Source organism: Candidatus Latescibacterota bacterium (assembly GCA_020633725.1).
GTDB lineage: Bacteria > Krumholzibacteriota > Krumholzibacteriia > JACNKJ01 > JACNKJ01 > VGXI01.
The window spans coordinates 239,748-265,673 of sequence record JACKDC010000001.1 but is presented as its reverse complement, the minus strand read 5'-3'; the positions used below and the strand labels follow the sequence as shown (position 1 = coordinate 265,673).

The 25,926-nt window shown below is 70.6% G+C and carries 29 protein-coding genes and 4 tRNA genes; 6 read left to right on the top strand and 27 right to left on the bottom strand.

Annotated features, from left to right (window positions below):
• Nucleotides 1–12: 12 nt before the first annotated feature.
• Both H6693_01155 and H6693_01150 read left to right on the top strand, forming a co-directional pair.
• Nucleotides 13–609, top strand: coding sequence for a GNAT family N-acetyltransferase (locus H6693_01155; GenBank protein ID MCB9514783.1), 597 nt, complete (start codon nucleotides 13–15; stop codon nucleotides 607–609).
• Between the two features lie 148 nt (nucleotides 610–757).
• Nucleotides 758–1,501, top strand: coding sequence for an AbiV family abortive infection protein (locus H6693_01150; protein MCB9514782.1), 744 nt, complete (start codon nucleotides 758–760; stop codon nucleotides 1,499–1,501).
• A 100-nt stretch (nucleotides 1,502–1,601) separates the two neighbouring features.
• Here H6693_01150 and H6693_01145 read toward each other — a convergent pair.
• The 4 genes from H6693_01145 to H6693_01130 form a co-directional block, all read right to left on the bottom strand.
• Nucleotides 1,602–1,675: transfer RNA gene (locus H6693_01145), tRNA-Arg, on the bottom strand.
• Between the two features lie 5 nt (nucleotides 1,676–1,680).
• Nucleotides 1,681–1,771: transfer RNA gene (locus tag H6693_01140), tRNA-Ser, on the bottom strand.
• 15 nt (nucleotides 1,772–1,786) lie between these two features.
• Nucleotides 1,787–1,868: transfer RNA gene (locus H6693_01135), tRNA-Ser, on the bottom strand.
• A gap of 54 nt (nucleotides 1,869–1,922) precedes the next feature.
• Nucleotides 1,923–2,867, bottom strand: coding sequence for a hypothetical protein (locus H6693_01130; GenBank protein MCB9514781.1), 945 nt, complete (start codon nucleotides 2,865–2,867; stop codon nucleotides 1,923–1,925).
• Between the two features lie 97 nt (nucleotides 2,868–2,964).
• On the opposite strand from H6693_01130, the gene H6693_01125 reads away from it, so the two are divergent.
• Nucleotides 2,965–4,206 carry a hypothetical protein gene (locus H6693_01125; GenBank protein MCB9514780.1) on the top strand — a complete coding sequence of 414 codons (1,242 nt, stop codon included), beginning with the start codon at nucleotides 2,965–2,967 and terminating at the stop codon, nucleotides 4,204–4,206.
• A 420-nt stretch (nucleotides 4,207–4,626) separates the two neighbouring features.
• Here the strand turns inward: H6693_01125 and mnmA are convergent, their stop codons facing one another.
• Genes mnmA through H6693_01110 form a run of 3 tightly spaced genes read right to left on the bottom strand, consistent with a single transcriptional unit; the run spans nucleotide 4,627 to nucleotide 6,268 of the window.
• Nucleotides 4,627–5,709 (bottom strand): tRNA 2-thiouridine(34) synthase MnmA, encoded by a 1,083-nt coding sequence (mnmA, locus tag H6693_01120; GenBank protein ID MCB9514779.1) that lies wholly within the window; start codon nucleotides 5,707–5,709, stop codon nucleotides 4,627–4,629.
• Nucleotides 5,706–5,990 (bottom strand): DUF507 family protein, encoded by a 285-nt coding sequence (locus H6693_01115; protein ID MCB9514778.1) that lies wholly within the window; start codon nucleotides 5,988–5,990, stop codon nucleotides 5,706–5,708. The genes mnmA and H6693_01115 overlap by 4 nt, the downstream gene beginning before the upstream one ends.
• Entirely contained in the window at nucleotides 5,987–6,268 is a 282-nt protein-coding gene (locus H6693_01110) for a DUF507 family protein (GenBank protein MCB9514777.1), read from the bottom strand. Before H6693_01110 ends, H6693_01115 begins: the two co-directional genes overlap by 4 nt.
• A 123-nt stretch (nucleotides 6,269–6,391) precedes the next feature.
• On the opposite strand from H6693_01110, the gene H6693_01105 reads away from it, so the two are divergent.
• Entirely contained in the window at nucleotides 6,392–8,083 is a 1,692-nt protein-coding gene (locus tag H6693_01105) for a ChaN family lipoprotein (protein MCB9514776.1), read from the top strand.
• Here H6693_01105 and mutT read toward each other — a convergent pair.
• Genes mutT through H6693_01085 form a run of 4 tightly spaced genes read right to left on the bottom strand, consistent with a single transcriptional unit; the run spans nucleotide 8,080 to nucleotide 9,782 of the window.
• The gene (gene mutT / locus H6693_01100; protein MCB9514775.1) at nucleotides 8,080–8,505 is read right to left on the bottom strand and encodes an 8-oxo-dGTP diphosphatase MutT; all 426 of its coding nucleotides are present in this window, start codon (nucleotides 8,503–8,505) and stop codon (nucleotides 8,080–8,082) included. The two genes, H6693_01105 and mutT, sit on opposite strands and share 4 nt — an antisense overlap.
• 4 nt (nucleotides 8,506–8,509) lie before the next feature.
• Nucleotides 8,510–8,815: an MTH1187 family thiamine-binding protein gene (locus H6693_01095; protein MCB9514774.1), complete on the bottom strand. Its 306-nt coding sequence runs from the start codon at nucleotides 8,813–8,815 to the stop codon at nucleotides 8,510–8,512.
• Nucleotides 8,815–9,498 carry a zinc metallopeptidase gene (locus H6693_01090; GenBank protein ID MCB9514773.1) on the bottom strand — a complete coding sequence of 228 codons (684 nt, stop codon included), beginning with the start codon at nucleotides 9,496–9,498 and terminating at the stop codon, nucleotides 8,815–8,817. The genes H6693_01095 and H6693_01090 overlap by 1 nt, the downstream gene beginning before the upstream one ends.
• A 17-nt stretch (nucleotides 9,499–9,515) precedes the next feature.
• Complete coding sequence (locus H6693_01085; protein MCB9514772.1) at nucleotides 9,516–9,782, bottom strand: DUF2007 domain-containing protein; 267 nt, start codon at nucleotides 9,780–9,782, stop codon at nucleotides 9,516–9,518.
• A gap of 164 nt (nucleotides 9,783–9,946) precedes the next feature.
• Between H6693_01085 and H6693_01080 the strand changes: the two genes are divergently transcribed.
• Entirely contained in the window at nucleotides 9,947–10,837 is an 891-nt protein-coding gene (locus tag H6693_01080) for a hypothetical protein (GenBank protein MCB9514771.1), read from the top strand.
• An 81-nt stretch (nucleotides 10,838–10,918) separates the two neighbouring features.
• Here H6693_01080 and H6693_01075 read toward each other — a convergent pair whose 3' ends face one another.
• Nucleotides 10,919–11,155 (bottom strand): hypothetical protein, encoded by a 237-nt coding sequence (locus tag H6693_01075; GenBank protein ID MCB9514770.1) that lies wholly within the window; start codon nucleotides 11,153–11,155, stop codon nucleotides 10,919–10,921.
• An 88-nt stretch (nucleotides 11,156–11,243) separates the two neighbouring features.
• Here H6693_01075 and H6693_01070 point away from each other — a divergent pair, with 88 nt between their 5' ends.
• Nucleotides 11,244–11,732: a metallophosphoesterase family protein gene (locus H6693_01070; GenBank protein ID MCB9514769.1), complete on the top strand. Its 489-nt coding sequence runs from the start codon at nucleotides 11,244–11,246 to the stop codon at nucleotides 11,730–11,732.
• Between the two features lie 58 nt (nucleotides 11,733–11,790).
• On the opposite strand, the gene H6693_01065 is transcribed toward H6693_01070, so the two are convergent.
• The 15 genes from H6693_01065 to H6693_00995 form a co-directional block, all read right to left on the bottom strand.
• Nucleotides 11,791–11,874, bottom strand: a tRNA-Leu gene (locus H6693_01065).
• 7 nt (nucleotides 11,875–11,881) lie between these two features.
• Complete coding sequence (gene secG / locus H6693_01060; GenBank protein ID MCB9514768.1) at nucleotides 11,882–12,325, bottom strand: preprotein translocase subunit SecG; 444 nt, start codon at nucleotides 12,323–12,325, stop codon at nucleotides 11,882–11,884.
• A 61-nt stretch (nucleotides 12,326–12,386) separates the two neighbouring features.
• Complete coding sequence (locus H6693_01055; GenBank protein ID MCB9514767.1) at nucleotides 12,387–13,157, bottom strand: triose-phosphate isomerase; 771 nt, start codon at nucleotides 13,155–13,157, stop codon at nucleotides 12,387–12,389.
• Complete coding sequence (locus H6693_01050) at nucleotides 13,154–14,365, bottom strand: phosphoglycerate kinase (GenBank protein MCB9514766.1); 1,212 nt, start codon at nucleotides 14,363–14,365, stop codon at nucleotides 13,154–13,156. The genes H6693_01055 and H6693_01050 overlap by 4 nt, the downstream gene beginning before the upstream one ends.
• 149 nt (nucleotides 14,366–14,514) lie before the next feature.
• Nucleotides 14,515–15,189 (bottom strand): hypothetical protein, encoded by a 675-nt coding sequence (locus H6693_01045; protein ID MCB9514765.1) that lies wholly within the window; start codon nucleotides 15,187–15,189, stop codon nucleotides 14,515–14,517.
• Between the two features lie 28 nt (nucleotides 15,190–15,217).
• Entirely contained in the window at nucleotides 15,218–16,045 is an 828-nt protein-coding gene (gene aroE, locus H6693_01040; protein MCB9514764.1) for a shikimate dehydrogenase, read from the bottom strand.
• Nucleotides 16,045–16,860: a prolipoprotein diacylglyceryl transferase gene (lgt, locus tag H6693_01035; protein MCB9514763.1), complete on the bottom strand. Its 816-nt coding sequence runs from the start codon at nucleotides 16,858–16,860 to the stop codon at nucleotides 16,045–16,047. The genes aroE and lgt overlap by 1 nt, the downstream gene beginning before the upstream one ends.
• A gap of 17 nt (nucleotides 16,861–16,877) precedes the next feature.
• The gene (gene rodA / locus H6693_01030) at nucleotides 16,878–18,170 is read right to left on the bottom strand and encodes a rod shape-determining protein RodA (GenBank protein ID MCB9514762.1); all 1,293 of its coding nucleotides are present in this window, start codon (nucleotides 18,168–18,170) and stop codon (nucleotides 16,878–16,880) included.
• Complete coding sequence (mrdA, locus tag H6693_01025; protein MCB9514761.1) at nucleotides 18,167–19,942, bottom strand: penicillin-binding protein 2; 1,776 nt, start codon at nucleotides 19,940–19,942, stop codon at nucleotides 18,167–18,169. The genes rodA and mrdA overlap by 4 nt, the downstream gene beginning before the upstream one ends.
• A 34-nt stretch (nucleotides 19,943–19,976) precedes the next feature.
• A complete protein-coding gene (mreD, locus tag H6693_01020; GenBank protein MCB9514760.1) occupies nucleotides 19,977–20,486 on the bottom strand; it encodes a rod shape-determining protein MreD in 510 nt (169 codons plus the stop codon).
• Nucleotides 20,483–21,355, bottom strand: coding sequence for a rod shape-determining protein MreC (mreC, locus tag H6693_01015; protein ID MCB9514759.1), 873 nt, complete (start codon nucleotides 21,353–21,355; stop codon nucleotides 20,483–20,485). The genes mreD and mreC overlap by 4 nt, the downstream gene beginning before the upstream one ends.
• A gap of 1 nt (nucleotide 21,356) precedes the next feature.
• Entirely contained in the window at nucleotides 21,357–22,391 is a 1,035-nt protein-coding gene (locus H6693_01010; protein ID MCB9514758.1) for a rod shape-determining protein, read from the bottom strand.
• A 19-nt stretch (nucleotides 22,392–22,410) separates the two neighbouring features.
• Nucleotides 22,411–23,082 (bottom strand): DNA repair protein RadC, encoded by a 672-nt coding sequence (gene radC, locus H6693_01005; protein ID MCB9514757.1) that lies wholly within the window; start codon nucleotides 23,080–23,082, stop codon nucleotides 22,411–22,413.
• A 168-nt stretch (nucleotides 23,083–23,250) separates the two neighbouring features.
• Nucleotides 23,251–24,459, bottom strand: a complete 1,209-nt coding sequence (locus tag H6693_01000; protein ID MCB9514756.1) for a rhomboid family intramembrane serine protease — start codon at nucleotides 24,457–24,459, stop codon at nucleotides 23,251–23,253.
• Between the two features lie 178 nt (nucleotides 24,460–24,637).
• The gene (locus tag H6693_00995; GenBank protein ID MCB9514755.1) at nucleotides 24,638–25,738 is read right to left on the bottom strand and encodes a hypothetical protein; all 1,101 of its coding nucleotides are present in this window, start codon (nucleotides 25,736–25,738) and stop codon (nucleotides 24,638–24,640) included.
• Nucleotides 25,739–25,926: the final 188 nt, after the last annotated feature.

Genomic DNA, 25,926 nt, shown 5'->3' with positions numbered 1-25,926 from the left:
GGGAGTCGACGCGTGGCGGATCTTGAGGGAAGCCCGGACATCATCCTGGTGTTGCCGAAGGGGCATGTGCTCGCCGCGGTGGCGCCGGTCGCGGGCTATTCCGTGCAGGCGCTGCCGGCGTCGTCCGACGCTTGGTGGATCGCGATCCACCGCCAGGCCGTCCCCGCGTTCGGCGAGTCGGACCTGAAGGACTGGCTGCAAAGGTACCGGGACCTGGCGCTGCGCGACGGGATCCTCGTCGCGACGGACGACGCGACCGGCGCCCCGGTGGCGACCGCCGGCAGCCTCGCCAACTCGAAGGGCGGGATGTTTCCCGAGGGCGGGCAGATCGGCTGGGTCGCCACCGTCCCCGAACATCGCCAGCGCGGCCTGGCGAGCTGGCTGACCGCGCTGGTGACGCAGCGTCTTCAGGCGGAGGGCTTCCGGAACATCTTCCTGTGCACCGGGGACGACATGCCGGGCGCCATCAGCGTGTACCTGCGCCTGGGGTATCGGCCGTGCCTCTACGCGAGCGACCAGGCGGCGCGCTGGGCGCGGATCTGCGCGGCGATAGGGGCTGAGTACACGCCGGCGGCGTGGCCGAGCGTTGAGGAGTACTTGGCGGGGTGACGCGCGGCGCGGGCGTCAGCGAAGGGCAGGGACTATTGGCTGGACTCAAACGACCGAGGCTCCGGATAGGCAGAGGCGGCTTACTTGTCGAGGCAGAGATGAAGGAAAGGGCTGCGCGTTCTCACTGCAGCACCGAGAGGGGTTCCAGATGACACCCGAGGAGTTCATGAGCCGGATGAGATCCGGGGAGTTTGACTGGCAGGAGATCGGCCGTGGGATGCACAAGGCCTTCTGCAACGCAGAGTCGCTCCTCGAAGACGCCGAGTACTTCCTCAAGCACAAGCCAGGTCGGGCGATTAGCCTCGCGGTCCTGGCCGCAGAGGAGATCGCCAAGGTCTTCCTGCTCGCCGAGGTGGTCCTGATGGCTGCCGCACATCCTGTTCCGTGGGACGAAGCCGAGAGATCAATGAAACTGCGTGCACACAAGGCAAAGCTGGAGGTCTTTGCGCAGTATGGAGACAGGATTCTAAACCGCTTCTTCGCGGAAGAGGGCACCACATACTACAAGGAATCGCTGCCGGTCGGGATAGCCCCGCTACTCGACTACTTCAAGCAATTAGGGCTGTATGTGAATCCTGCAGAAGACCGCTTCATCTCGCCTGAGGAGTTCGGGCGGGACAACCCCGAGCTCGCTGAGACCCTGGTCACCGCCGCCCGGGAGCGCCTTGAGAGCATCAGGAAGATGCACTCAAGCGAGAAGCAGTCCATAGCAATGGCTGGCATCCTCGTGGAACTGCTGAAGGAGTATGCCCGCACCATGGTGGCATCAGGGGATGTCGACGCCGCAGCGATGCGCGAGATCGTAAAGAAGGGAATGGCGGTTGCCCGCACTGCGATGGAGGAAGGTGACTCCGGTACGGCCTCCCCGCAAGACGAGTCCCAGCATGGCTAGGATGGGTACAAGACAGGTACATGATTTGGGTGCATAGGATTACCAAAGAAGAGCCCCGCTGCAACTCCTTGCAGCGGGGTCATTTGTAGCTCAACTCAGGTACGCCCAGGAGGGCTCGAACCCCCAACCTTCTGATCCGTAGTCAGACGCTCTATCCAATTGAGCTATGGGCGCAGGGGCGGAGAGGCAGGGATTCGAACCCTGGGTGAGCTTTATAGGCCCACACTCGCTTAGCAGGCGAGCACCTTCGGCCGACTCGGTCACCTCTCCAAGCGACTCGTCAGGCGGAGGACGAGGGACTCGAACCCCCAAGGGCAAAGCCCGGCGGTTTTCAAGACCGCTGCCTTACCAGTTAGGCTAGTCCTCCCAAGGCGCGAAGCGCCCCGGCAGGATAGCCCCTGCAGAGCCGGGGCGCAATATATCAGCGCCTTCGGACCCTGTCAATCCATCCGCGTCTAAGCCATTCGTTTTGCTCGAATTCCCCCTCGAGCGGGGCGGGCGCGCCGCCGGTCCGGCCACGGCGCACGCGGCGCCACGCGGCCACCAGGAAGAGCAGCATCATGACGAAGAAGAGCGGCGCCGTCCCGAAGAGCAGGCCCCAGCGCCGGAAGCCCGGCATGATCGACGCGTCGAAGCGCGCCTGGAAGGCCTGCAGCGTCTCGCCGCGGCTGCGCTCGAGCGCGTCGGAGAAGGGCATCCCCTCCTCGAGCAGCGCCATGAGATGCGCCCAGCTCTCCGGCTCGCGCGCCAGCTCCTGCACGGCGGCCTGCGACTCGGCGTAGGCGAGCATCGCGCGCGGACCGCTGGCCGGGAAGCTGCGGCGGAGGTCGCCGAGGGGGATGGCGCTCTTCGTCCACGCCGCGCGGGCGAGACGCCAGAGCACCTCCATGTCCCACTCGGCCGCGCGCATCTGCGCATAGCCCTCGTGGAACCAGCGCGGCACCGGCCGCTCCCCCAGCTTGCGGTCGAGCAGCACGTGCGCGAGCTCGTGCCGGATCAGCGTCGCCGCCTGCCCCAGGTCGAGGACGTACTCCTTGTCCAGCAGGATCGTCTCGCCGGGCACCAGGATCAGCCCCGCCGCCCACTCCGGGCTGCGGCCGCCGGCCAGCCGGCGGAAGCGCTCGCCGTCGTGGGCGAGAATCAGGGTGATGGGACGCCGGTCGGCGCCGAGTTCCGCTTCGGGCAGCGCGGCCAGAAAGCCCTCGGCCAGGTCGCCGAGCTGCCGCGCCAGCGGCGCGTCGGAGGGCTCGCTGCGGACGTCCACGCGCGGCGGCCCCGGTGCCAACGCCGTTGACACCTGGGCCTGCAGGGCCAGCGTGGCCAGCACAGCGGCGACGAGCGCGGCCCATCCTAGCAATCGCTTCATCTCACCCTCACAAATCGCTGCTACCGGGACGGATAGCACTTCGGCAATGCGGGCGATCATGCTAAGCTAGCACATCCTCTGCGAAAGGACATCCCCCGTGACGCCATCGCGCCCCTCCCCGCGCGCCGCGCTGCTCGGCCTGGCCGCCCTCTGCCTCGCCGCCCTGCCCGCCGTGGCCGGCAGCCTCCGCCTCATGGACTACAACCTGCTCAACTTCCCCGGCAGCACCGGCGCGAGCCGCGCGCCCTACTTCCGCACCGTGCTGGCCGAGGCGGCGCCCGACCTCATCGTCGCCGAGGAGGTGCTCGGCACGGCCGGGCGCGACCAGTTCCTCTCGCTCGTCCTCGACGTCGCCGAGCCAGGGCTCTGGGAAGCCGCCTTCTTCCACGACGGCACCGACACCGACCGGGCGCTCTTCATCCGCGACAACTGCGCCGCCGTGATCGACGCGGGCTGGCTCGACACCGACCTCCGCGACATCGACTGGTGGGACCTCCGCCTCACCGAAAGCGGTGACACCCTGCGCGTCTACGGGCTGCACCTCAAGGCCAGCCAGGGCAGCACCGAGGAGCAGCGCCGCTACGCAGAGTGCCTGGTCCTGCGCGGCGACCTCGACGCCCTCCCGCCCCAGCGCGCGGCGCTGGTCTGCGGTGACTACAACATCTACACCTACACGGAGCCCGCCTGGCAACTGCTTCGCAGCGACGGCCCCGGCCAGCTGCTCGATCCCCTCGACCAGGAGGGCCCCTGGCACAACAACCTGGCCTACGCGCCCGTACACACCCAGAGCACCCGCACCGCCAGCTTTGGCGGCGGCGCCACCGGCGGCCTCGACGACCGCTTCGATTTCATCCTTCCCCGCCCCGTGCTCATGGATGGTATCGGTCTCGAACTCGACCCGCTAAGCTACCTGGTTCTAGGCAATGACGGGAATCACTTCAACCAGGCGATCATCGATGGTGTGAACGGCGTTGTCAGTGCCGAGGTGGCCAACGCCCTCCACGAGTCCAGCGACCACCTGCCCCTGCTCGTGAACCTCACCTGGCAGCCTGTCACCACCGTTGCCACCGCGCCCGCGCCCACCCGCCTCGACGCCTGGCCCAACCCCTTCAACCCGGCCACGCGCCTGGCCTTCGGCCTGCCCGCTGCAGGCCACGCCCGGCTGGCCGTCTACGACGCCCTCGGCCGACAGGTGGCGCTGCTCGTCAACGAGGCCCTGCCGGCCGGCCCGCTGCAGGTGGACTGGCATCCCACGGGCCTGCCCGCCGGCCTCTACCTCGCCGAGCTGCGCCTGGACGGGGCGCCGGCGGCGCGGACGAAGCTGGTGCTGCTGAAGTAGCTCGCGATCGTTCTGCCTCGCTTCGCACTGCGTGAGGCGCTCGGCCAAAACGATCGCTCGCTAGCGTGTGGAACAAAGGCGCGCGACCCGGACACAAGGCTCGCTAGCACGCAGAGCAAGAGCGCCGGGCTGGACGCGCGTCTACCCGCCCCCGGGGGCGGGTGGCACTCGGCAGGCAACTCGATTCGGGTCAAGATTCTCGCGGCGCCCACTTGCGCTGGATACCAATGTATAGTATCCTTGGGCAGGAGTCAAGGGGCTTCGCGCGAGGCTGAGCCGAGGGGAGAGTCGCGCCGGCCGTCCGACACGGCTGCGGAACCCGCCCCCGGGGGCGGGTCGAGAGGGGCGAATCGAGGAGGCCGGGGCCGCCAATCCGCCCCCGGGGGCGGGTTCGACCTGGCGATCTGCATCGAACCGCGCCTAGCTCACCGCGTCGATGATCCCGTGCCCCACCACGCTGTCGCCCCGGTAGAGGACGAGGCTCTGTCCCGGCGCGGCGGCGCCCGCAGGCGACGCGAGGCGCACGGCGAGCGCGCCGTCGCCGAAGGACCACGACGCCACCGGCTGGTCCGCGCTGCGGTAGCGGATGCGCGCGGCCACCGGCGAGTCCGGCGCGGCGACGAGCGCCGGGTGCACCCAGGCATCGCGGCAGCGCAGCTCGCGGGCGGCGAGGTCGGCCGACTCCCCCAGTTCCACCTCGCCGGTGGCGGCGTCCACGCGGGTCACGTAGAGCGGCCGGCCCGCCGACACGCCCAGGCCGTGGCGCTGGCCCACGGTGAAGAGCGCGGCGCCGGCGTGTTCGCCGAGCACGCGGCCGTCCGCGTCCACCACCGGGCCGGGCGTGAGCAGCTCGCGCTCGCCCAGGTAGTCGCGCAGGGTGCGGCCGCCGAGGAAGCAGACGTCCTGGCTCTCGCGCTTGTCGGCGACGTGCAGCCCGTGGCGCCGCGCCACCTCCCGGGTCTCCACCTTCTGCAGGTCCCCCAGCGGGAAGAGCACTCGCGGGTAGAGCGCCGGGGCCATGGCGGCGAGGAAGTAGCTCTGGTCCTTGGCGCGGTCGGCGGCGCGGGCGAGGAAGCGCGCGTCGTCCGCGCCGAACATGCGCGCGTAGTGGCCCGTGGCCACGGCGTCGAAGCCGCCGGCCACCGCCTCTTCCACGAAGCGCGGAAAGCGCACCTGCGAGTTGCAGCGCACGCAGGGGTTGGGCGTGCGGCCGGCCGCGTACTCGGCGTGGAAGACGTCGATCACCTCGCGCTGGAAGCGCGCGGTCTCGTCCACCACGCGGTGGTCGATGCCGAGCGCGCGGCACACGTCCAGCGCGTCGGCCACTGCGTCCACCGAGCAGCAGGAGCGGCCCGGCAGCTCGTCGGTCTCGGCGAAGCAGAAGTTCTTGGTGGTGGCGCCGACGACTTCGGCGCCCTGTTCGATCAGGAGGGCGGCGGCCGCGGAGGAGTCCACGCCCCCGCTCATGGCCACGAGCACCCGGCGCCCGGCCAGGGGCTTCATCGGATCACGTAGCCCCGGGAGCGGGCCAGCTCCTCCTTGGCCTTGTCCAGCAGCGCCTCCCACTCGGAGGTGCCGTGCTCGATCTTGCGGGAGTAGCTCTCGAGACGCGCCACGGCGGCCTCGTTGATCTCCTCCTCGATCTCGAGGTCGCGGGTGATCCACACCTCGAGCAGGTCCATGAAGGCCCGCTCGCTCACGGTGATGTCCACCAGTTCCTCGTCCAGCAGGCGGTCCGCCAGGCGGCCGGCCAGCACCTCGATGCGCTCCTCGCTCAGCCTCACAGCGTGTACCCCCGCTTCTTGGCCAGCTCCTGCTTGAGCTTGCGCCGCAGCATCATCTGGTCCAGGTCCTGGCTCATGATCTGGCGCTCGTACTGCTCCAGCAGGACGTTCACCTCGGCGTCGATCTCGTCCTCGACCTTGAGCTCGTCCACGAACTCCCACTCGATGATGCGCACGAGCTCATCGGCGGGGATGTTCAGGGAGACGTCCTCGTGGTCGCGCATGATGCGCACGAGCTTCTCGGCCAGGTACTCGATCTTGGCGGGGCTAAGTCGCATGGCTCTCCTCGCTTTCGCAAGAATCTAGACGAGCCGCCCGGCCCTGTAAAGCCCCCGCCCGGCGGGCCGGCTTCTTGCAGATCCCGCCCGACGGGCGTCCGCGGAGGCCGGCCAGGAGGCAGCATGGGCAAGCAGAAGGCAGATCGCGCCGCGCGAGGGCAGTTTCCGCGCTGGCGGCAGCTGCAGCGCGAGATGCAGGCAGCCCTGCAGGCGCGCCTGGACGCCCTGCTCGAGCCCCCGCCGTCCTACATCGACGACTACCGCGCCCGCTACGAGCGGGAGTACCCCGCCTGGGACGGCGGGAGCCTCAGCCCCAGCGAGCTCGACCGCCGACTGGGCGAGGCGGATCTCGTCCTCGTGGGCGACTACCACAGCCTCGCCCAGTCCCAGCGCACGGCCCTGCGCCTGCTGCGGCGGCTGAGCCGGCGGGGCGTCGCGCCGACCCTGGCGCTCGAGATGCTCCCCGCCGACCGCCAGCCGCTGCTGGACGACTTCCTCGCCGGCCGGCTCAACCGCGCGGCGTTCACCGCGCGCATCGAGCAGGAGCGCGTCTGGGACTTCCCCTGGAAGCCCGTGCAGATCCTGCTCGACTTCGCGCGCTATCACCAGCTACCGGTCGTCGCCCTGAACCACCGCCCCCGGCGCGCCGAGCGCGCGCTGGTCGAGCGCGACCGCCGCGCCGCCCGCCTGCTCGCCGAGGCGCGCAAGCGCGAGCCCGGGCGGCCGCTGTTCATCCTGTTCGGCGACTACCACCTGGCCGCCAGCCACCTGCCGGCGGAAGTCGCGCGCGCCTTCGCGAAGGCGAAGCTGCCGGCGCCGCGGCTGAGGCGCGTCTTCCAGAACCGCGAGGCGCTCTTCTGGCAGAGCCTCGCCGACGACGGCCGCGCGCCCGAGATCCTCGACCTGGCCGGCGGCGACGTCTGCATCCAGAGCGCGACGCCGCTGGTGAAGCTGCAGAGCTACCTGCACTGGCTCAGCTTCCACGCCGGCGAGCGCGAGGACTGGGCGCTGCCCGACCCCGACGAGTACAGCGAGGACCTCAGCCGCGAAGTCGACGTGGCGCTGCACCGCATCGCGCAGTTCCTGCGCGTCCCGCTGCTGGAGCAGTCGCCGCCGCGCGTCTTCTGGGTGGGCGAGACGGACTTCGCCCGCCGCATCGCCCGCGCCGCCGGCTGGCGCGACGAGGAGCTGGCCCTCGTGCTCAACTCCCTGCGCGTGGGCGAGGACTGCTACCTCCGCGAGCGCGATCTGGCCGTGATCGGCGACCCCGGCGAGAACCATCTCAGCGAGCTGGCCGCCCGCGTGCTGCACAGCCGCTGCAGCCGCCTGTCGCTGCGCCCCCGCACGCTGGTGGACGACTTCTACCTGCGCGTCATCCGTCACGCGCTCATGTTCCTCGGCTCGAAGGTGATGAACCCGCTGCGCAAGAGCCAGGACCGCCCCGCGCTCCTCCGCTATCTCCGCGAGGACGGCCCCGCCGGCGACTGGCGCGGCCGCGCCGAGCTGCTGCTCGCCTATCTGGAGGCCGAGGAGCAGTTCCAGTCCACCGGCGACATCGACGGCTTCGCCGGTCGCTTCTTCAACCTGGAGCCGCGTCTGCACCTGGCGCTCACGCGCGCGGTGGGCCGCAGCCTCGGGGGACGTCTCTACGAGGCCCTGATCGCCGATCGGCTGGACCCCATCTGGCTGCGCACGCTCTGGTTCGAGCCCTTCCACCTGGAGGGCAGCCCGCTCAAGCGCTACCTGGAGATGCTCGAGCAGCTCGGCCGTCCGGGCGGCGCCGCGCGCGCCGCCGGCGAGCTGGAGCGGCTCTAGACGCCGCCCTCGGCCGCCCACCGCGCCGCCAGCGCCGGCAGGCGTGCGAGCAGCTGCGCGTCGGCGGCGGGGAAACGGTAGTCGGCGAGTTCGTCCGGCCGCAGCCAGGCGAGCGCTTGACCCTCCCGTCCCTCGGGCTCGCCCGCGAAGCGCGGGCAGCGCAGCACGATCAGCGTGATGCTCACGTGATCGTAGTCGTGGCGGATTCGCTCCAGCTCCTCCCCCACCTCGACGTCCACGCCCAGCTCCTCGCGCAGCTCCCGCGCCAGCGCGCGCGCAGGCGTCTCGCCGGGCTCCACCTTGCCGCCGGGAAACTCCCAGACCGGGCCCAGGGGATCGTCGTCCGCGCGCCGTGTGACCAGCAGCCGCCCCGCGCGCCAGAGCACGCCGGCGACCACGGTGATGGGTTCGCGTCCCGCCACGCCGCTAGCGCTTCAGCTTGCGGCCGAGACGGGCCTCGAGGGCGTCGGTCTTGCCCTCCAGGCGGCCCGTGGCCCCCACGCGGTCGTCGATCTTGATGAAGGTGGACACCCGCGCCGCGCGCTCGCGCACGAGGAAGTGGCAGCGCTTGACGAGGTCCATCACCGGATCCCAGTCGCCCTCGATGGTGGTGCCCATGGGACCGGTCTTGTAGGCGAGGCCGCTGCGGTCGATGAGATCCAGCACCTCGGCCACGATCTCGCTCATGCTCTCGCCCGTCCCCGCGGGCGCCACGGTGAGGAAGACGAGCATCAGTCGCGCGCTCCCCGCAGGATGAGCAGGCGCAGCAGCTGCAGCACGGCCATCGCCGCGGCGGCCACGTAGGTGAGCGCGGCGGCGTCGAGGACCTTCTTCGCGCCCTCGGCCTCGTCGGCCTGCAGGTAGCGCCCCTCGCGGAGCATCACCATGGCGCGGCGGCTGGCGTCGAACTCCACCGGCAGCGTGATCATGTGAAAGAGCACCGCGCCGATGAAGAAGACGATGCCCACGTCCATCAGGATCCGGAAGCTGCTGAAGATGAAGCCCACGAAGAAGAGCGGGAAGGCCAGCGTGCTCGCGAAGCCCACGGTGGGCGCGATGGCGCTGCGCAGGTTGAGCGGCAGCCACTGCTTCGCGTGCTGCATGGCGTGCCCCGACTCGTGGGCCGCGATGGCCAGCGACGCGAGGCTCGTGCCCTGGTAGACGGCCGGGCTCAGGTTGACGCTGCGGTTCCGGGGATCGTAGTGGTCGTCGAGCTGGCCGCGCGTGGCGCGCACCTCGACGCCCTGCAAACCCTGGCTGGCCAGGATGCGCTCGGCCACGTCGCGGCCGCTCAGCCCGCCCCGGCTCGGCACCTGCAGGTAGCGCCTGTAGGCGCTCTTGACGCGATTCTGCGCCCACAGGGCGAAGACGAGGGCGGGGATGATCAAGAGGAACGTGGGGTCCCAGAAGAACATGGTCACCTCCGGTGGCGTCAGTCCTGGTCGGCCGGCGGCTCGGCCTCGGCGCTCGCCCTGAAGTCCTCCAGCACCTCCTGCGCCGCGTCCAGATCCACGGCCCGCACGCGCATCTCGGCGTGGCCGCGCTGGCTCTCGAAGATGCCGTCGTAGGGCGTCGAGTGCCAGGTGATGAGCTGGCTCGGGATGCCCGCGTCGGCCAGCAGGCCCTCCAGGACCTGCGCCTCCACGGGGTTCTCCACGGTGCAGAGCTTCACGAGTTCCAGGTCGTCGCGCCGGGTCATGGCTCACCTCCCGCTGGGGTGAATATAGTCCCGGGGCCCGGGAAATTCACCCGGAAGGGCGGGCCCCCCGCGTCCTCCAGAATTGACACCGGCGCCCCGATCCCTTAGCTTTCGGGGGACTCCCCAGCCCCAGCGCCCCAGAACTACGGAGGATAGCGGAAGCCATGCTCAAGCGGCCCGCCCTGGCTCTAGCCCTGACCGCGACGCTCCTCGCCGGCCTGCTGCCCGGCACTGCTCAGGCCATCCTGATGGGGAGCCACCAGCTGACGCTGGATCTGCTGGGGACCACCCAGTACTTCGACTTCGCCGAGTTCAAGGAGTACCAGTTCCCGGTCCAGGGCCTGGACTGGGGCTTCCGCCTGCAGGATCTCTACGACGTGGACTTCCGCGACCCGCAGATCCCCTTCGACTCGGAGCTGCAGAACCGGAACGCGATCCGGCTCGGCTTCGTGGGCAACCTGGACATCGGCGCCCGCCTCCGCACGGCGATCCGGCCCAGCTGGGGCCTGGAAGGCTACTTCAAGTACACGCCGGTGGACCTGGTCATCAACTACAACGGGCAGAACCTCTCCGAGGCCACCTTCACGCGCTACTCCGGCGTCACCAACCCCGGCGACGCCCCGGACCTGCTGAACTGGGTCAAGGGCGACTACCCCACCTACCACGTGCTGCGCTTCGGGCTGAACCTGGACTACGTCTACTTCCGGGCGCGCAACAACACGATCAATCTCTACGGCGCGGCGGGCGGCGGCGCCGTCACCTACAAGATGGACGGCAAGCTGTTCATCCCCACCGACTACGATGAGAACGAGCAGAACGAGCCCAGCGCGCCGCGCGACATCAGCTTCTACATGCCCAACGACACGTTCTGGTCGGTGAACATGGGCCTGGGCGGGATCTTCTTCGTGCACCGCTACTTCGGCATCAACGTGGACTTCCGCGCGTCCTACTCGCCGTTCCAGCTGCATCGCATCGACGCCGACCAGTACTTCGACACGAACAAGAGCCACTGGATCTTCAGCTCGAGCATCGGCTACACCTGGCGCCTGGGCTAGCGGCCCTCGACGCCCTGAACGCGAAACGCCTCCGGCCCGGGAAGGGACGGAGGCGTCGTCGTAAGCGCCGCTGACGCGGATCTACTCGTGCATCTTGAGCGGCGGGATCTTGTATTTCCGGTCGATGAGACGGATCTCGTCGAAGGCCTCGCGCAGCCGGGTCTGGATCTCCTGGAGGCGGCGGGCGGCGGCCTCGTCCAGCGGCTTGCCGTCCTTCTGGCGCCAGTGCTCGTGGTACTTCTCGCGCAGCAGGGCGTGCAGACGCGCCTCGAGTTCGGCGAAGCGGGGGTCGTCCTGGGGGCTCTCGTCGGGGCTCATGGTCACCTTCCTCGTTGATCCGGATCCGTCGCCAATATAGCATCTGCGGATCCCAATGCCAGCCTCCCCTCAGCCCTGCGGGTCCCGCATGATCGTCGCCTTGATCTCCGACAGCCACGGCCAGCTGCCCCCCGTCGTCTTCGAACGGCTGGACGGCGTGGATCTCATCCTCCACCTCGGCGACCTGGGTCCCGTGGGCCTGCTGGCGGACCTCGCGGCCATCGCGCCGGTGCAGGCCGTGGCCGGCAACGTCGACGCGCCCGGCCACCCGGAGCTGCCGGCGCGGCGGCGGCTCACCCTGGCCGGCCTGCCACTCTTGCTTCGCCACGAGCCCTGGGACGCCGGCGAGCTGGCCCTGTCGCCCGTCGGCCTCTACCTGCACGGGCACATCCACCAGCCGCGGCTGGAGCGCATCGGGCGCGCCTGGGTCTGCTGTCCCGGCGCCGTGCGGAATCCCCGGGGCGGCAGCCCGGCGAGCTATGGCTTGATGATGGTGGACGAGCGGGCGCTGCGCATCGCGCTGCACGCCCTGGAGGATGGCCGCATGCTGGCCCGGCAGGCCTGGCCGCGGGGCTGAGGACCTCCCCAAAAAGACGAAACCTCCGCGGCCGCTGTGGCGTGCCGGGAGGTTCGGGTGCCCGGGGCGAGACTCGAACTCGCACGAACTTTCGTCCACTGCCCCCTCAAGACAGCGTGTCTACCAATTCCACCACCCGGGCTCGTGCGTCAATTCCCCGCCGGGGCCGGTGCGGACGTGCCCGCGCCCGGCTGGGCGGCTCCAGTGCTGTCGCCGGACATCTCCGTGGCCGCGCCCTCGAAGCCCTCGGTCTCGATCTGGTTGAGGATCGAGCCGTCGTTCTGAACGTTGTAGACGTCCAGCGCGCCGGACTGCTGACGCCGGGAGATGATCCCGCCGTCGGGGCTCGCCGTCTGGCGCGTGCGCGAGGACAGCACCGCCAGGATCAGGGCCAGGGCCATGAAGGAGACGGCCAACCACACGGTCAGCTTGCCGAGGAAGGTGGCCGCGCTGCGCCCGCCCAGGACGGAACTGTCGCTGCCGCCGCCCCCGAAGGCGCCGGCCAGACCCCCGCCCTTGCTGGACTGGAGCAGGACCACCACCATCAGGACCAGGCAAACCAGGATGAAGAGCGTCAGCAGGACGGCATACATGGCCACAACCTCACGGCGTCGAGCAAAGGAAAGCGCAAGTTATCACTTTGTTTGGGGCCTGTCAAGCGGCCGTGAACGGCGGAATCAGCGCGAGGAAGCTCCCGGCCTCCAGGCTGGCGCCGCCCACCAGGGCGCCGTCCACGTCGGCCTGGGCCAGCAGTCCGGCCACGTTGCCGGGGTTCACGCTGCCGCCGTAGAGGATCCGCAGGCGGGCGGCCAGGGCCTCGCCGTGACGCCGGACGAGGTGGGCGCGCATGGCCGCGTGGACTTCCTGGGCCTGGGCCTCCGTGGCCACGCGGCCGGTGCCGATGGCCCAGACGGGCTCGTAGGCCAGCGTCACCAGCGCCAGCGCGTCGGGCGACAGGCCGTCCAGCGAGCCGTCCACCTGACCCAGGACCACGTCGAGGGTGCGGCCCGCCTCGCGCTCCTCGAGCGTCTCCCCCACGCAGACGATGGGCAAGAGCCCGGCGACCAGGGCCGCCGCGGCCTTGGTGGCAACGCCGGCGTCGGTCTCGCCGAAGTACTGACGACGTTCGGAGTGCCCCAGGATCACCCAGCCGGCGCCGGCGGCGCGCAGCATCGGCCCGCTGATCTCGCCCGTGAAGGCGCCCGACGGCTTGGCGTGCAGGTTCTGTCCGGCGACGCCCACCGCCGCATCTCCCAGCGCTTCCACCACCGCGGTCAGGGCGAGCGCCGTCGGGGCGACGACCACGTCGGCCTCGACGCGCCGGCCGGCCAGCCCCGCCGCCACGCCGCGGGCCAGCGCCGCCGCGTCGGCGGGAGCGAGGTTCATCTTCCAGTTGCCCGCGATCAGAGGGCGCCTGGCGCTCATACCACGGCTTCCTTGGCGTCGCTCAGGGCCTCGACGCCGGGCAGGGACTTGCCCTCCATGAACTCGAGGCTCGCGCCGCCGCCGGTGGACACGTGGGTGAAGCGCTTGGCCAGCTTGAGCTGCGTGATGGCCGCCACCGAATCGCCGCCGCCCACCACCGTGGTGGCGCCGTGGCTGGTGGCGTCGGCCATGGCCTTGGCCAGGCTGAGCGTGCCGCGCGAGAACTTGGCCACCTCGAAGACGCCCATGGGGCCGTTCCAGAAGATCGACTTCGACGCCTGGATCACCTGCGTGTAGAGGTCCACGGTCTTGGGCCCGACGTCGAGGCCCATCCAGCCCTCGGGGATGTCCGTGGGCAGGACGGTCTGCGTCTCCGCGTCGTCGCTGCGCTCCTTGGCCACCACCACGTCCACCGGCAGCAGGATCTCGCGGTTGGCTTCCTTGGCGCTGCGGATAGTCTTGAGCGCCGTCTCGAGCATGGCCTCGTCCACGAGGCTCTTGCCCACGCTGAGGCCCAGAGCCTTGAAGAAGGTGAAGGCCATGCCGCCGCCGATCATGAGCGTGTCGAGGTGCTCCATCAGGTTGCGGATGACGGGGATCTTGCCGCTCAGCTTCGCCCCGCCCAGCAGCGCCGAGGCGGGCCGTTCGGGATCGGAGAGCAGCTGGCCGAGGAAGTTCAGTTCGCGCTCCATCAGCAGGCCCGCGGCCCTGAACTCGAAGTGCCGCGTCATGCCCTCGGTGGACGCGTGGGCGCGGTGCGCCGTGCCGAAGGCGTCGTTGACGTAGAGCTCGGCCAGGCTCGCCAGCTCGGCGGCGAAGTCGGGATCGTTGGCCTCCTCGCCGCGGTGGAAGCGCAGGTTCTCCAGCAGCAGGACGCTCCCCTCGCGCATCTGCGCCACGGTCTCGCCCACCTCGCGGCCCACGCAGTCCCGGGCGAAGCGCACGGGGACGTCCACCAGCTCCGCCAGGCGATCGGCCACTGGCGAGAGGCTGTACTCGTAGGCGGGGTTGCCGTCAGGACGGCCGAGATGGCTGCCCAGGATCAGGGTCGCGCCGCGCTCGATGAGGAGCTTCAGCGTGTCCAGCGAGGCGCGGATCCGGGTGTCGTCGGTGATTTCCTGCCGGTCGTTCAGGGGGACGTTGTAGTCCACCCGTACGAAGACCTTCTTGCCGGAGACGTCCAGATCGCGGACGGACAGTTTCGACAACATGGGGACGCTTTCCTTCGCTGTGGGACCCCGGCCTTCCACCCCCTGTGGGAGGGGAGTGCTGCGGCCCCGGTGCAGGATCCTAGCGCTAACCCGCTCAGTCGCATGCCAAGCGGCGTCGCGGGTTCCACAAGGTACTCAGGGCAGATTCAACCTGTCAAGGGAGACCCCGGCGGCGGGATCCGCGCCAGAACCAGCGCTAGCACATGGCGTTCCAGCGATGGGTCGAGCGCCGCACGGCAGGCGCGGAGGGTCGCGCCGGTGGTGCAGAGGTCGTCCACGAGGATCAGCGTGCCCTCCGCGGGCGGCGCACCCCGCGCGAAGTACTCCCCCGCGGCCCGCGCGAGGCGTTCCTCGCGGCCCCGTCCCGCCTGCCGCCCGGACAGCGCCCTCCGCCGCAGGAGCGCAAGCGGATCCGCGGCGCCGCAGCGCGACGCCACCGCCGCGGCCAGCAGCGCGCTCTGGTTGAAGCCGCGGCGCAGACGGCGCGGCAGCGGCAGCGGCACCGGCTGCAGCCACCAGGGCCGGGGCGGCGCCGCACGGCGAAGGCGCGCGGCGAGGGCGTCGGCCAGGAGCGGCAGCGCACCGTCGCGGCCGCCGTACTTGAGCCCTTTCACGAGCGCCTGCACCGTGGGCCCCGGCGCGAAGGGCGCGAGCAGGGTGAGGCCCGGCTCCAGCGCGAGGGTCGCGTCGCCGCGCAGCAGCGCGTCGTCGCAGCGCGCGCAGAGCGTGGCGAAGCGCAGTCCCCCCCAGCGCTCCACGGGTTCTCCGCAGGCGTGACAGAGACTCGGCAGGCACGCGGCGAGCAGTTCGCCGAGGCGCATGGCGACTCCGGTGTCGAAGCGTGGGAGGTCAGGGAGCGCCGAAGAGCGCGGTCCGCATGGCGGCGAGGGGTGCGTCGCGGCCGGTCCAGAGGCGGAACGACGCCGCCCCCTGGGCGAGCAGCATCTCGCGGCCGTCCGCCGCCCGCGAACCCGCCGCCGCGCAGGCCCGCTGCCAGGCCGTCGACTGCGTGACGAGGTCGAGCGCCGCGGGGAGTTCGCCCGCCGCGGGCAGTGGCGGCAGGGGATCGTCCGCCGCGAGTCCCAGGCGCGTGGCCTGGATGACGAGATCGACGCCGCCGGGGCAGCGGCCGTCGACGAGCGCGTGGACGGCGAGGCGCGCGTCGTCCGGGGCCAGCGCCCGCTGCAGCGCGCGCGCGCGCTCGGGGCTGCGATTCCAGAGGAGCACCGCGTCGCAGCCGCCATCGAGACAGGCGGCCACCGCGGCGCGGCCCGCGCCCCCCGCGCCGAGGACCAGGACGCGGCGACCCGTCAGCGGCGCGCCCAGCAGCGACTCGGCGGCGGCGCGGCAGCCCTCGAGGTCGGTGTTGTCCAGCCGCCAGCGGCCGTCCGGCTCCAGGCGCAGGGTGTTCACCGCGGCGAGCCGGGCCGCGGCGTCGCCGATCGCAGCGGCGCGCGGCGCGAGCAGAGCCCACGCGCGCTCCTTCAGCGGCAGCGTGAGGTTCAGCCCGCGATAGCCGGCGGCGGCGAGCGCGGCGAGGCGCGCCTCCAGCGCGTCGGCCGGGCAGCGGATGGCCTCGTAGCGTCCGTCGAGGCCCGCCGCGTCCAGCGCCGCCTGCTGAAAGCGGGGCGACAGCGAGTGCGCCACCGGATCGCCGAGCACCGCGAGCCGGAGCATCAGGCGACGTCCAGCACGCGCCCGCGGCCCCGGCGCAGGCGCCAGTGCAGCAGGATGCCCGCCACCAGGAAGCCGATGCTCAGCCACTGGTTCACGCTGAGGGACCAGACGGTCATCGCGTCCTCGTAGTAGCGGAACTGATCGACGGTGAAGCGGTGCACGGCGTAGAGCAGCAGGAAGTTCGCGAAGGTGAAGCCCTCGTAGGGCCGCCGCCGATCCAGCGCGAGGAGCGTCACCAGGATCACCAGACCGCCCAGCGACGAGTAGAGCTGCGCCGGATGGATCGGGATGCAGTCGCCGGCGAAGCCGTGCCCCGTCGCGAGGGAGGCGGCCGTGCGCTCGGCCTCGCTGTGGGGCGGGAAGCAGACGCCCAGCGGCGAGTGCGTCGGCAGGCCGTAGCAGCAGCCGTTCAGGAAGCAGCCGATGCGCGTGAGCATGATGCCGAGGCCAAGGCTCGGGGCCATGACGTCCGCCATGCGCAGGAAGGGCACCTTGCGGTGGCGCAGGAAGAGCCAGGCGCTCACGAAGCAGAGCAGGATGCCGCCGTAGAGCGTGAGCCCGCCCTCCCAGATGGCGGCCATGTGCCACCAGCGGCCCGCGTAGGCGTCCAGGTGGAAGACGACGAAGAGGATCCGCGCGCCGACGATGGCGCTGAGCACGAGGAGCTGGAAGAGATCCATGACGTCCCGCTCGGCCACGCCGCGCTTCGGCGCGCGCGCGCGGGCCAGCAGCACGCCGGCGAGGAAGCTGAGCGCGAGCATGGTGCCGTAGGCGTGCAGCGTGAAGGGACCGAGGCGGAAGAGATCGGGATGCACGCGGTCCTCCTTGCGACCTAGTAGCGGCCCCAGTTCCGGGCGATGTTCATCTGCAGCCCCAGCAGGAAGCTCGTGGCCACGAGCACGCTGCCGCCGAAGCTCATGCCGGGCAGGGGGAGGCCCGTCACCGGCGCGAGGCCGGTGGTCATGGCGATGTTCACGAACACGTGGAAGAGCAGGTAGGAGCTGATCCCCACCGCCAGCAGCTGCGCGAAGGGATGTCGCGCGCGCCCCGCCACCTGGAAGCCGCGCAGGATGAGCAAGCCGTAGAGCCCGAGCAGCACCAGCGCGCCCACGAAGCCGAACTCCTCCCCCACCACCGAGAAGATGAAGTCCGTGTGCCGCGCCGGCAGGAAGGCCAGGCCCTTCTGCGTCCCCTGCAGGAAACCGCGCCCCAGCAGTCCGCCCGAGCCGATGGCGACCTTCGACTGGAAGATCTGATAGCCCGCGCCCAGCGGATCCAGCTCCGGGTCGAAGAAGACGAGGATCCGCTTCTGCTGGTAGGGCAGCAGCCCCGCCCAGATGCGCGGCACGACGAGGCCCACGCCGATGCTGGCCACCATGAACCCGATGCGCTCCACCAGCGGCACCCGCGGCGAGAAGAGCATGAGCAGGAAGAGCCCCAGCATGAGCAGGGCCCAGACCAGGTGCGCGGCGCCGAGTCCCTCGTGCGCGCGCGTCTCCCCGTAGAGGACGATCGCGCCGCTGAGCAGCGGCGCCGTCATGATGATGAGCCGGCGCAGCGACAGCCCCCGCCAGAGCAGCATGGGAAACATCAGCCAGATGAAGGTGAGCGCCGTGCCCAGGTCGGGCTGACGCAGCACGAGCAGCGTGGGCGGCAGCACCAGCGCCAGCGTGAGCAGGAGCTGCGAGAGCCGGTCGGGATCGCCGCGGCGTCCGGCCAGGAACGAGGCCAGCATGATGATGAGCGCCGCCTTGAAGAACTCCGAGGGCTGCAGGCTCACCGGCCCCAGCACCAGCCAGCGGTGCGTGTCCCCGCGCAGGGGCGGCAGCGCCAGCAGCGCGACGAGCACCAGCAGTCCGCCGCCGTAGAGCAGCCAGGCGAAGTAGTCCTTGTAGACGCGGAAGGGCACGGCCGCGCTGACGAGCATCGTCACCACGCCCAGGGCCACCCAGAGCAGCTGCCGCTCGAAGAAGATGCGGCTCACCGTGTAGGCGGCGCGCTCGTCGCCCAGGTCGAAGTCGCCCGGCGGCGAGCTGACGGAGTAGAGCATGAGCAGGCTGAAGACGAGAATCGCCAGCCAGGGCAGCAGCGTGCGCAGGTCGATGACGCCGATCTGGAGCTTCACTCGCGTCCTCCCTGGCCTGCGCTGCGGCGCCCCCGGCGCAGGGGCGTCACGTCGAGATGGAACCAGGTCGCCACCAGCTGGCGGAAGATGGGCGCGATGTCGCTGCCGTGCTCGCCGTGCTCGACCAGCAGGGCGATGGCGATCTGGGGATCGTCGGCGGGGGCGTAGCCGCAGAACCAGGCGTGCTCGGCCCCGTGGGGATTCTGCACGGTTCCCGTCTTGCCGGCCATGGGGAAGTCGTCGATGGCGCTGCCGTTGGCGGTGCCGTCCTCGTCGGCGAAGACGTCCACGAGGCCTTCGCGCACCACGCGCAGCGCGCGGGTGTCCAGGCGGATGCGCTCGCCCCGGCTCGGCGAGAACGGGATGACCGTGTTGCCCGCGGCGTCCTCCACGTGATGGCGCAGGCGCGGAACGGGCAGGAAGCCGCCGTTGCCCAGCGCCGCGTAGAGGCGGGCCATCTGCAGCACCGTGACGAGCACCTCGCCCTGGCCGATGGCGACGTTCCAGACGTTGCCGGTGGTCCACTTGCCTTCGCCGAAGCGGCGGTTGTACCAGTCGCGGTCGGGCACGAGGCCGCGCGCTTCGCCGTCCAGGTCCACGCCCGTGGCCTCGCCGAGTCCGAAGCGCCGCGACTCCTCGGCCATCCGGTCCACGCCCAGCTCCTCGCCGAGCTGGTAGAAGTAGACGTCGCAGCTCTGGCTGATCGCCCCCACCGCGCCGACGCTGCCGTGGCCGCCGCGATCCCAGCAGTGGAAGGTGCGGCGCCCGAGGCGCAGGCCCCCGGTGCAGGGCCGGAAGCGGCTGTCGCGGTTCACCACGCCGCGTTCGAGGCCCTCCAGCGCCACGATGGGCTTGAAGGTGCTGCCCGGCGCGTAGGTGGCCTGCGAGATGCGGTTGAAGAGGGGCTTGCCGGGATCCTCGCTGAGGCGTTGCCAGAGCGGCGCGGGGATGCCCCCCACCAGCAGATTCGGGTCGAAGGACGGGCGGCTCGCCGCCGCCAGGATCTCGCCGGTGTGGACGTCCATCACCACGCCGGCCCCCGCGCCCCAGAAGGCGAGGGCGCTGTCGAGCTCGGCGCTGAGCGCGAGGTCGAGGGTGAGCACGACGTTGCTGCCCGGTTCCGGCGCCAGGGACTGCACGGTCTCCAGCTCGGCGCCGCGCGCGTTGACGAGGATCATGGTCTTGCCCTCCGCGCCGCGCAGGAAGGGCTCGTAGGTCTTCTCGACGCCCGCGCGCCCCACCAGATCGCCGGGCCGGTAGGCGCGCGGATCCGCGGAGCCGGGCTCGAGCTCCTCCTCGCGCACCTCGCCCACGTAGCCGAGCACGTGGGCCATCAGGTCCCCGCGCGGGTAGCGCCGCCGGGCCCAGTCGCGCAGCACGAGGCCGGGCAGGGTGGGCAGCTGCTCCTCGAGCACGAGGATCGAGGGCTTGTCCAGGTCGCGGTCCAGCACGATCCGGGGCCGGGCGTCCTCGAGGCCGCGGTCCACCACCGCCTGCAGGGCGTCGGCGTCCCGTCCCAGCATGGCGGCGAGGCGCGGCAGCGTCTCCGGACGCTGCTCGAGGCTGCGCGCCGACACGCTGGCTTCGCAGGCGGCGACGTTCTTGGCCAGCACGCTCCCGTTGCGGTCGAGGATGAGCCCCCGCGGGGCCGCGACGCGAATCTGCCGGAACTGGTTGTCCCGCGAGAGGCGGAGATAGCCCCCCGACGAGATCACCTGTATCTGGAAGAGCCGCGCGACGAGCACGAACAGGAGCAGGCCCGACAGCAGCATGATGCGCCGGGCGCGTCCCTGATCGGAACCCTCGCTAGGACCGCTGTGCCGGTTCATTGAGGAGACGGGTTCCCTCCCGGATGAGATGCACCACCAGGAGCACGAAGGCGTAGACGAGGGCGTTCAGCGGCGCCCCCGCCAGCGCGTAGCGGGCCCAGGCCCAGAGCGCGCTGCCCACCGACCAGCCGCTGCGCGGCAGCAGGATCACGGCCTGCGTGGCGAGCACGGCCGCCGCCAGCAGCACCAGCCGGGTGCCGAGGTTGTCGCGGTCCACCTTCTCGCGCAGGTCGCCCACGGCGTAGCCGACCAGCGCGTAGGCCAGCGCGCTCGCGCCGAGCATGGAGAAGTTGCCGAGGTCGCGCAGCAGGCCGATGAAGAAGCCGTAGAAGGCGCCGGGCGTGCGTCCCCGCCTGAGCGCGATCCAGAAGACCACCAGGAAGGGGTAGTCCACGCTGAGCCCCCAGGGCCGGAGCCAGCGCTCCACGATGGGGTGGAAGAGCGCGGCCAGCAGCAGGATGAAGAACTGCCAGCGGTTCTCGCTCATGGCCCGCCGCCTTCGCCGCCGCCGCCCCGCTGCGCGCTGGAGTCCGGCGCCTCGGCGGGCAGCGGGAAGCCGGGCGCGTGGGGACTGACCGCCGTGACGACGAACACGTCCTCCAGACGCGGCAGCGGCACCGCGGGTTCCAGCGCGATCTCCTGGCGCAGGGCGCCGGGCGGAGCGTCCACGGCCGTCACGCGGCCCAGCAGGAAGCCCTCGGGGAAGCGGCTGCCCAGGCCGCTGGTCATGAAGATGTCGTCCACCTGCACGTCCTCGCCCAGATCCACGCGATCGATGTGAAAGCCCCGGCGCGAGTCCCACTTGAGCACGCCCAGCACGCGGCTGCGGCGGTCGCGGCAGCTCACGGCGAAGTCCTTGCTGGCCAGGAGCTGCACCTCGGCCGTGCGCTCGTGCACGGCGAAGACCGCGCCGATGAGACCGGCCGGGCTCACCACCGGCATGCCCTCCTCGAGGCCGTCGCGCCGCCCGCGGTCGATGCGCAGCAGGTTGCGCTCGCGGAAGTCGAGCGGGTAGCTCAGGAGCTCCGCGGGCAGGAAGCGATAGCTCTCACGGTCGCGGAACTCCAGCAGGCGCCTGAGGCGGATCGCCTCCTTGCGATACTCCTCGCCCCGGCGCCACTCGTCGGCCAGGGTCATGAGCCGCTCGCGCAGGGCCTCGTTCTCGCCGTGCAGCCGCCGCAGGTGGCCGCCCAGCCAGATCGCGCCGTCGGCCGGCGCGTAGACCACGGTGCCGAGGCCGCGGGCGAGCGTCATGCGCAGGTCGTCGGGCAGGCGCATCAGGGTGATGGAGGCCAGGACGCAGGCCAGTAGCACCGCGCGGTCGCGGTGCCGCTGCAGGAAGGCGGGGAGAGCCATCTCAGCTGTCGCTTCCTCGCATGATCACCTGCTCGTACTCCTCGATGTTGTCGAGGATCTTGCCCGTGCCCAGCACGACGCAGGAGAGGGGATCTTCCACGAGGTTGATGGGCAGGGCGGTCTCGTCCTTGAGGCGAACGTCGATGCCCTTGAGCAGGCTGCCGCCGCCGGTGAGCACGATGCCGCGGTCCACGATGTCCGCGGCCAGCTCCGGCGGCGTCTGCTCGAGGCTGCGCTTCAGCGCCTCGACGATCTCGCTCAGCGGCTCCTCCAGCGCCTCGCGCACCTCCTCCGACGAGATGCGCAGGGTCTTGGGCAGGCCGTCCACCAGGTGCAGGCCCTTGACCTCCATGGTCATGTTCTTGACCGAGGGATGGGCGCTGCCGATCTGCTTCTTGATCGACTCGGCGGTCTGCTGACCGATCATGAGGTTGTACTTGCGCTTGACGTAGTTGACGATGGCCTCGTCCATCTCGTCGCCCGCCACGCGGATCGACGTGTCGGCCACGATGCCGTTCAGCGCGATGACGGCGATCTCGCTGGTGCCGCCGCCGATGTCCACGATCATGTTGCCCGTGGGCTTGTCGACTGGCAGGCCAACGCCGATGGCAGCTGCAATGGGCTCGCTGACCAGGTAGACCTCGCGCGCGCCGGCGTGCTCGGCCGAGTCGCGCACCGCGCGCTTCTCCACCTCGGTGATGCCGCTGGGCACGCAGATGATGATCCGCGGCCGGATGAAGCTGCGCTTCTTCTTGGCCTTCTGGATGAACGCGCGCAGCATGACCTCGGTGATGGCGAAGTCGGCGATCACGCCGTCCTTGAGCGGCCGGATCGCCTCGATGTCCTGGTGGGTGCGCCCCAGCATGAGCTTGGCCTCGGCGCCCACGGCGTAGACCTTGCGGGTGTGCGCGTTCACCGCCACCACGCTGGGCTCGTTGATGATGATGCCCTCGCCCTTCACGAAGACCAGCGTGTTGGCCGTGCCCAAATCGATGGCGATGTCGTTCGTGAAGTAGCGGGCGATCTGTGCGAACAAGGCTCCATCCCCTCTCCGGCTAGGGCATCAGCCCTCGCTCCCTGAGGCTCACGTGCTCGGCGCCGCCGAGGATGACGTGATCGAGCAGCTCGATCCCCATCAGGCGGCAGGCGTCATGGAACCGGGCGGTGAGGCGCAGGTCCTCTTCACTCGGCTCGGGGTCGCCCGACGGATGGTTGTGCACCATCACCATGGCCGCTGCGGCGCTGAGGATGGCCGGCCTCAGCACCTCGCGCGGGTGCACCACGGCGGCGTTCAGCCCGCCCATGGCCACCAGCACCTCTCGCTCCACGCGGTGCTTGCTGTCGAGCAGCAGCACCCGGAACTGCTCCTGGCGCAGCCCGGCCATGTCCGTCGCCAGGAGGGCGGCCACGTCCTCCGGCGCGTGGATGGCCGGACGCTTCCCCAGCACCACCCGCGCCGCCTGGCGCCCCAGCGCGAAACAGGCCGTCAGCCGCGCGGCGCCGCCGGGTCCGAGTTCCCCGCAGGCGAGGAGCTCCGAGGGCGAGGCCGCCGCCAGCCCGCGCAGGCCGCCGAAGTGGCGCAGCACGCGGCCGCTCAGGCGCTCGGGACGTTCCACGCCCCCGGGCGACAGCAGCGCCGCCAGCAAACGCTGAGGCGAGTGGCCCGGCGGCGCCTCGTTCAGCAAGGCATGACGCCAGCGCTCGTCGCGCGCGCCTCGGCCGCTCACGTCCACTCCGTTGGCAGCGGGGCCGCCCCGCTGTCAACCGGCGCCAATCTACCCGCGAATCCATGCGTTATCAACAAGTTTCGCATTTCCCCGGGTTTGCGTCGGTCCCCGGGGAGGCGAGGCCGGCGCGCCGCTCACGCGGGTTCAAGCGGCGTGCCGTTCACCCCATCAGACGTTCTCCAGCGTCTCCAGCGCCCGCCGGGCCAGGCCCCCGTAGGGCGACTGCGGCCAGCGGCGGAGCTGCTCGTCGTAGAGGGCCCGGGCGCGGTCCGGATCCACCCCCTCCTCCAGGCGGGCGGCGCGCAGTAGCACCAGGGGCATGCGTTCGGAGTCGCCGTAGAGCGCGCGGAAGATCTCCATGGCCCGGAGGGCGGCCCGGGGACGTCCCAGGCGGTCCAGGCCCAGCGCCAGCCGGTAGAGCTGGGGCTCGGGGAAGGCCAGGTCCGGGTAGCCCCCCAGCGCCTCCGCGTAGACCGTGGCGGCGCCGACCTCGTCGTCCTGGGCCAGGGCCCCCCGCACGGCGCGGTGATAGAGGCCGCGGCCCACCGTCCCGAAGCCCAGCAGCCGGGCGCAGCGGGCGCCGAGGCAGAGGTCCTCGGGATCGTCGGCCTCGAGCAGCGGCTGGATGGCCTCGTAGGCCCCCATCCAGTCCCCGCGCTCCAGACGGCGCTCGGCCGCGTGGCGCAGCCCGAACTGGCGCCCCTCGCGCGGCAGCTTCAGCGCCCAGCCCAGCAGCAGGCCCGTGACCAGCCCGCCCAGGTGGGCGCCATAGGCCGTGCCGTCCGCCCCGCCCAGAGCCTTGGCCCCCACGTGGACGAGCTGCAGCGCCACCCAGCTGCCCACGGCCAGCAGCGAGGGGATCGCCACCACGCCGCTCTTCACCTGGCCGTAGAGCGGGCTGAAGAGCACCCAGGCGGTGCGGATGCGCGCGTAGGGAAAGCGCAGGACGAAGAGCCCCAGCAGGCCAGAGATCGCACCCGACGCGCCCACGACGCCGAGCCCGGCGCCCGCGGTGAGCAGGGTGCTGGACACGAGGCCCTGGGCCAGGTTCGACATCACGCCGAGGAAGACGAAGAGCAGCAGGTAGCGCGCGCCGCCCAGCTCCCGCTCGAGGCTCGGGCCGAAGGTCCACAGGTAGATCAGGTTGCCGGCGATGTGCATCCAGCCCACGTGATTGAAGACCGAGAGGAAGAGCCCCGGCCGCAGGCTGGCCTGCGGGAAGTAGACCCACCACTCCCAGTTCAGCAGCGCGGCCATCGGGTGGGTGTGGAAGTAGAGGAAGACGGTCAGCATGATCCCCGTGAGGGACCAGGTTGCCCAGGCGGGGCCCGCCGGGCGCCGCTGCACCCCGAGCGGATAGTAGAAGAAGAAGTACACGCGCGGTCTGTCCTTCCCGATCGTTCCCCGGCGGGCCGCGAAAGGGCGCGGCCACTCCCGGAGTTGGCAAGAAGCGCGCACGGGGCGGAACGGGGCGCGAAAAAACCCCGCCCTCCGCAGGGGAGGACGGGGTCTCGCGAGTGATCGCTGCTCGTCGCCGAGCCAGGTTCCAGTCAGACTAGAACCAGAGCTTGGCCTCGATCTGCGCGATGGGGCTCTGCGGGCTGTCGTAGCCATGGAACCAGTAGCCGGCGCTGTACAGCCAGGTCTGGTTCAGCTCCAGGTCGATGACCCAGTCGCCCATGGCGATGCCCATGCCCATCGTGAACATCCAGGGATAGCTGTGGTACGTGTCGGTGCCGTCGGGCGTGCCGGGCTCCTCGTACTTCTCCCAGTTCTTGGTGGCGCCCATGCGCACCGTGAACATGTCCGTGAACTCGTGCTCGACCGCCGCGCCGATGCCGGGCAGGGCCGTCATCTTGTACTCCGCGGTGTCGGTGCCGTCGTCCAGGGTCTCCTTGCTGTTCTGGAAGCTGGCGAACACGTAGAGGTCGTTGTCCTCGTTGATCGTGTAGTCGAAGCCGAGGCCGGCGCCGAACATCGTGGTCTTGTCCTCGGCGTCGCCCAGCTTGTCCTTCCAGGTGTTGAAGACGAACACGGGAACGATCGTCAGATCCTCGCGCCAGGCCTTGAAGGCGCGGGCGCCGAAGTTCATGCCGGTGCTCTCGGGATCGTCGTTGCCATCCACGCCGTCGTCGGTCTTGCCGGTCACGAAGGCGAAGGTGGCGTCGATCTGAGTCTCGTCGTCCATGTCGTAAGTGATACCGGCGCCGAAGGCGTTGTAGGTCTCACTCATCTTGGTGCCGCCGACTTCCTGGCTGGTGCCCTGACGGTTGTAGACCACGCCCAGATCGAAGTTCTCGAAGGCGTAGCCGTAGCCCAGCGTGAAGTGGTTGTACTCGCCGGACAGCTGCTTGTCGTAGAAGGAGCCCTCCTGCAGATGCAGCATGTAGGCGCCGTAGCTCTCCTCGCTCTTGATCAGGCCGAGGCCCTGGGCAGTGCTGGAGGGCCACCAGGTCACGCGCACGTGATCCGCGTTGCGGTAGATGCGACCGAACCAGGTGTAGGCGTCGTTGCTGTCGGAGATGAAGTTGGCGTTGAAGGCGTCGCCGCCGGTCAGCGTGTAGCTACGCACCGGATTGGGGAAACCCTCGAAGGCCATGGCCGCGCTGCTGACGAGCATCAGCAGAACACCGGCGGTGAAGAGAACACGATTCATGCGAGACACGAGCAACCTCCTGATGGGGTTTGGCAGCTGATATCCAGTAGGTCTCTCAGCCGGAACGAAAACAGAATTCCTTCGCAGTGTGTCTTGGCGCCTCCCGTTTCATCACGCGCCTGGAGCCGACGAAGTGATGGCGTGTGAGGTCGGGATGCCCCGACTCCGCGTGCCACTGGCCCCTACTC

Excerpts from the sequence above, each read along its gene's own strand:
- aroE (MCB9514764.1), bottom strand. The coding sequence starts at position 16,045 with ATGCTCCGGCTCGCGGTGCTCGGCGATCCGGTGGCGCACTCGCTGTCG.
- mreD (MCB9514760.1), bottom strand. The coding sequence starts at position 20,486 with ATGAGCGAGAACCGCTGGCAGTTCTTCATCCTGCTGCTGGCCGCGCTC.
- H6693_01110 (MCB9514777.1), bottom strand. The coding sequence starts at position 6,268 with ATGCGACTTAGCCCCGCCAAGATCGAGTACCTGGCCGAGAAGCTCGTG.
- H6693_01080 (MCB9514771.1), top strand. The coding sequence starts at position 9,947 with ATGCTCAAGCGGCCCGCCCTGGCTCTAGCCCTGACCGCGACGCTCCTC.
- secG (MCB9514768.1), bottom strand. The coding sequence starts at position 12,325 with ATGTATGCCGTCCTGCTGACGCTCTTCATCCTGGTTTGCCTGGTCCTG.
- mrdA (MCB9514761.1), bottom strand. The coding sequence starts at position 19,942 with ATGCTGCTGTCGGGCCTGCTCCTGTTCGTGCTCGTCGCGCGGCTCTTC.
- H6693_01095 (MCB9514774.1), bottom strand. The coding sequence starts at position 8,815 with ATGCTCGTCTTCCTCACCGTGGCGCCCGCGGGGACGGGCGAGAGCATG.
- H6693_01105 (MCB9514776.1), top strand. The coding sequence starts at position 6,392 with ATGGGCAAGCAGAAGGCAGATCGCGCCGCGCGAGGGCAGTTTCCGCGC.
- H6693_00995 (MCB9514755.1), bottom strand. The coding sequence starts at position 25,738 with ATGAATCGTGTTCTCTTCACCGCCGGTGTTCTGCTGATGCTCGTCAGC.
- H6693_01070 (MCB9514769.1), top strand. The coding sequence starts at position 11,244 with ATGATCGTCGCCTTGATCTCCGACAGCCACGGCCAGCTGCCCCCCGTC.
- H6693_01090 (MCB9514773.1), bottom strand. The coding sequence starts at position 9,498 with ATGTTCTTCTGGGACCCCACGTTCCTCTTGATCATCCCCGCCCTCGTC.
- H6693_01085 (MCB9514772.1), bottom strand. The coding sequence starts at position 9,782 with ATGACCCGGCGCGACGACCTGGAACTCGTGAAGCTCTGCACCGTGGAG.
- H6693_01130 (MCB9514781.1), bottom strand. The coding sequence starts at position 2,867 with ATGAAGCGATTGCTAGGATGGGCCGCGCTCGTCGCCGCTGTGCTGGCC.
- H6693_01075 (MCB9514770.1), bottom strand. The coding sequence starts at position 11,155 with ATGAGCCCCGACGAGAGCCCCCAGGACGACCCCCGCTTCGCCGAACTC.
- mreC (MCB9514759.1), bottom strand. The coding sequence starts at position 21,355 with ATGGCTCTCCCCGCCTTCCTGCAGCGGCACCGCGACCGCGCGGTGCTA.
- H6693_01150 (MCB9514782.1), top strand. The coding sequence starts at position 758 with ATGACACCCGAGGAGTTCATGAGCCGGATGAGATCCGGGGAGTTTGAC.
- H6693_01055 (MCB9514767.1), bottom strand. The coding sequence starts at position 13,157 with ATGAGCGCCAGGCGCCCTCTGATCGCGGGCAACTGGAAGATGAACCTC.
- H6693_01045 (MCB9514765.1), bottom strand. The coding sequence starts at position 15,189 with ATGCGCCTCGGCGAACTGCTCGCCGCGTGCCTGCCGAGTCTCTGTCAC.
- mnmA (MCB9514779.1), bottom strand. The coding sequence starts at position 5,709 with ATGAAGCCCCTGGCCGGGCGCCGGGTGCTCGTGGCCATGAGCGGGGGC.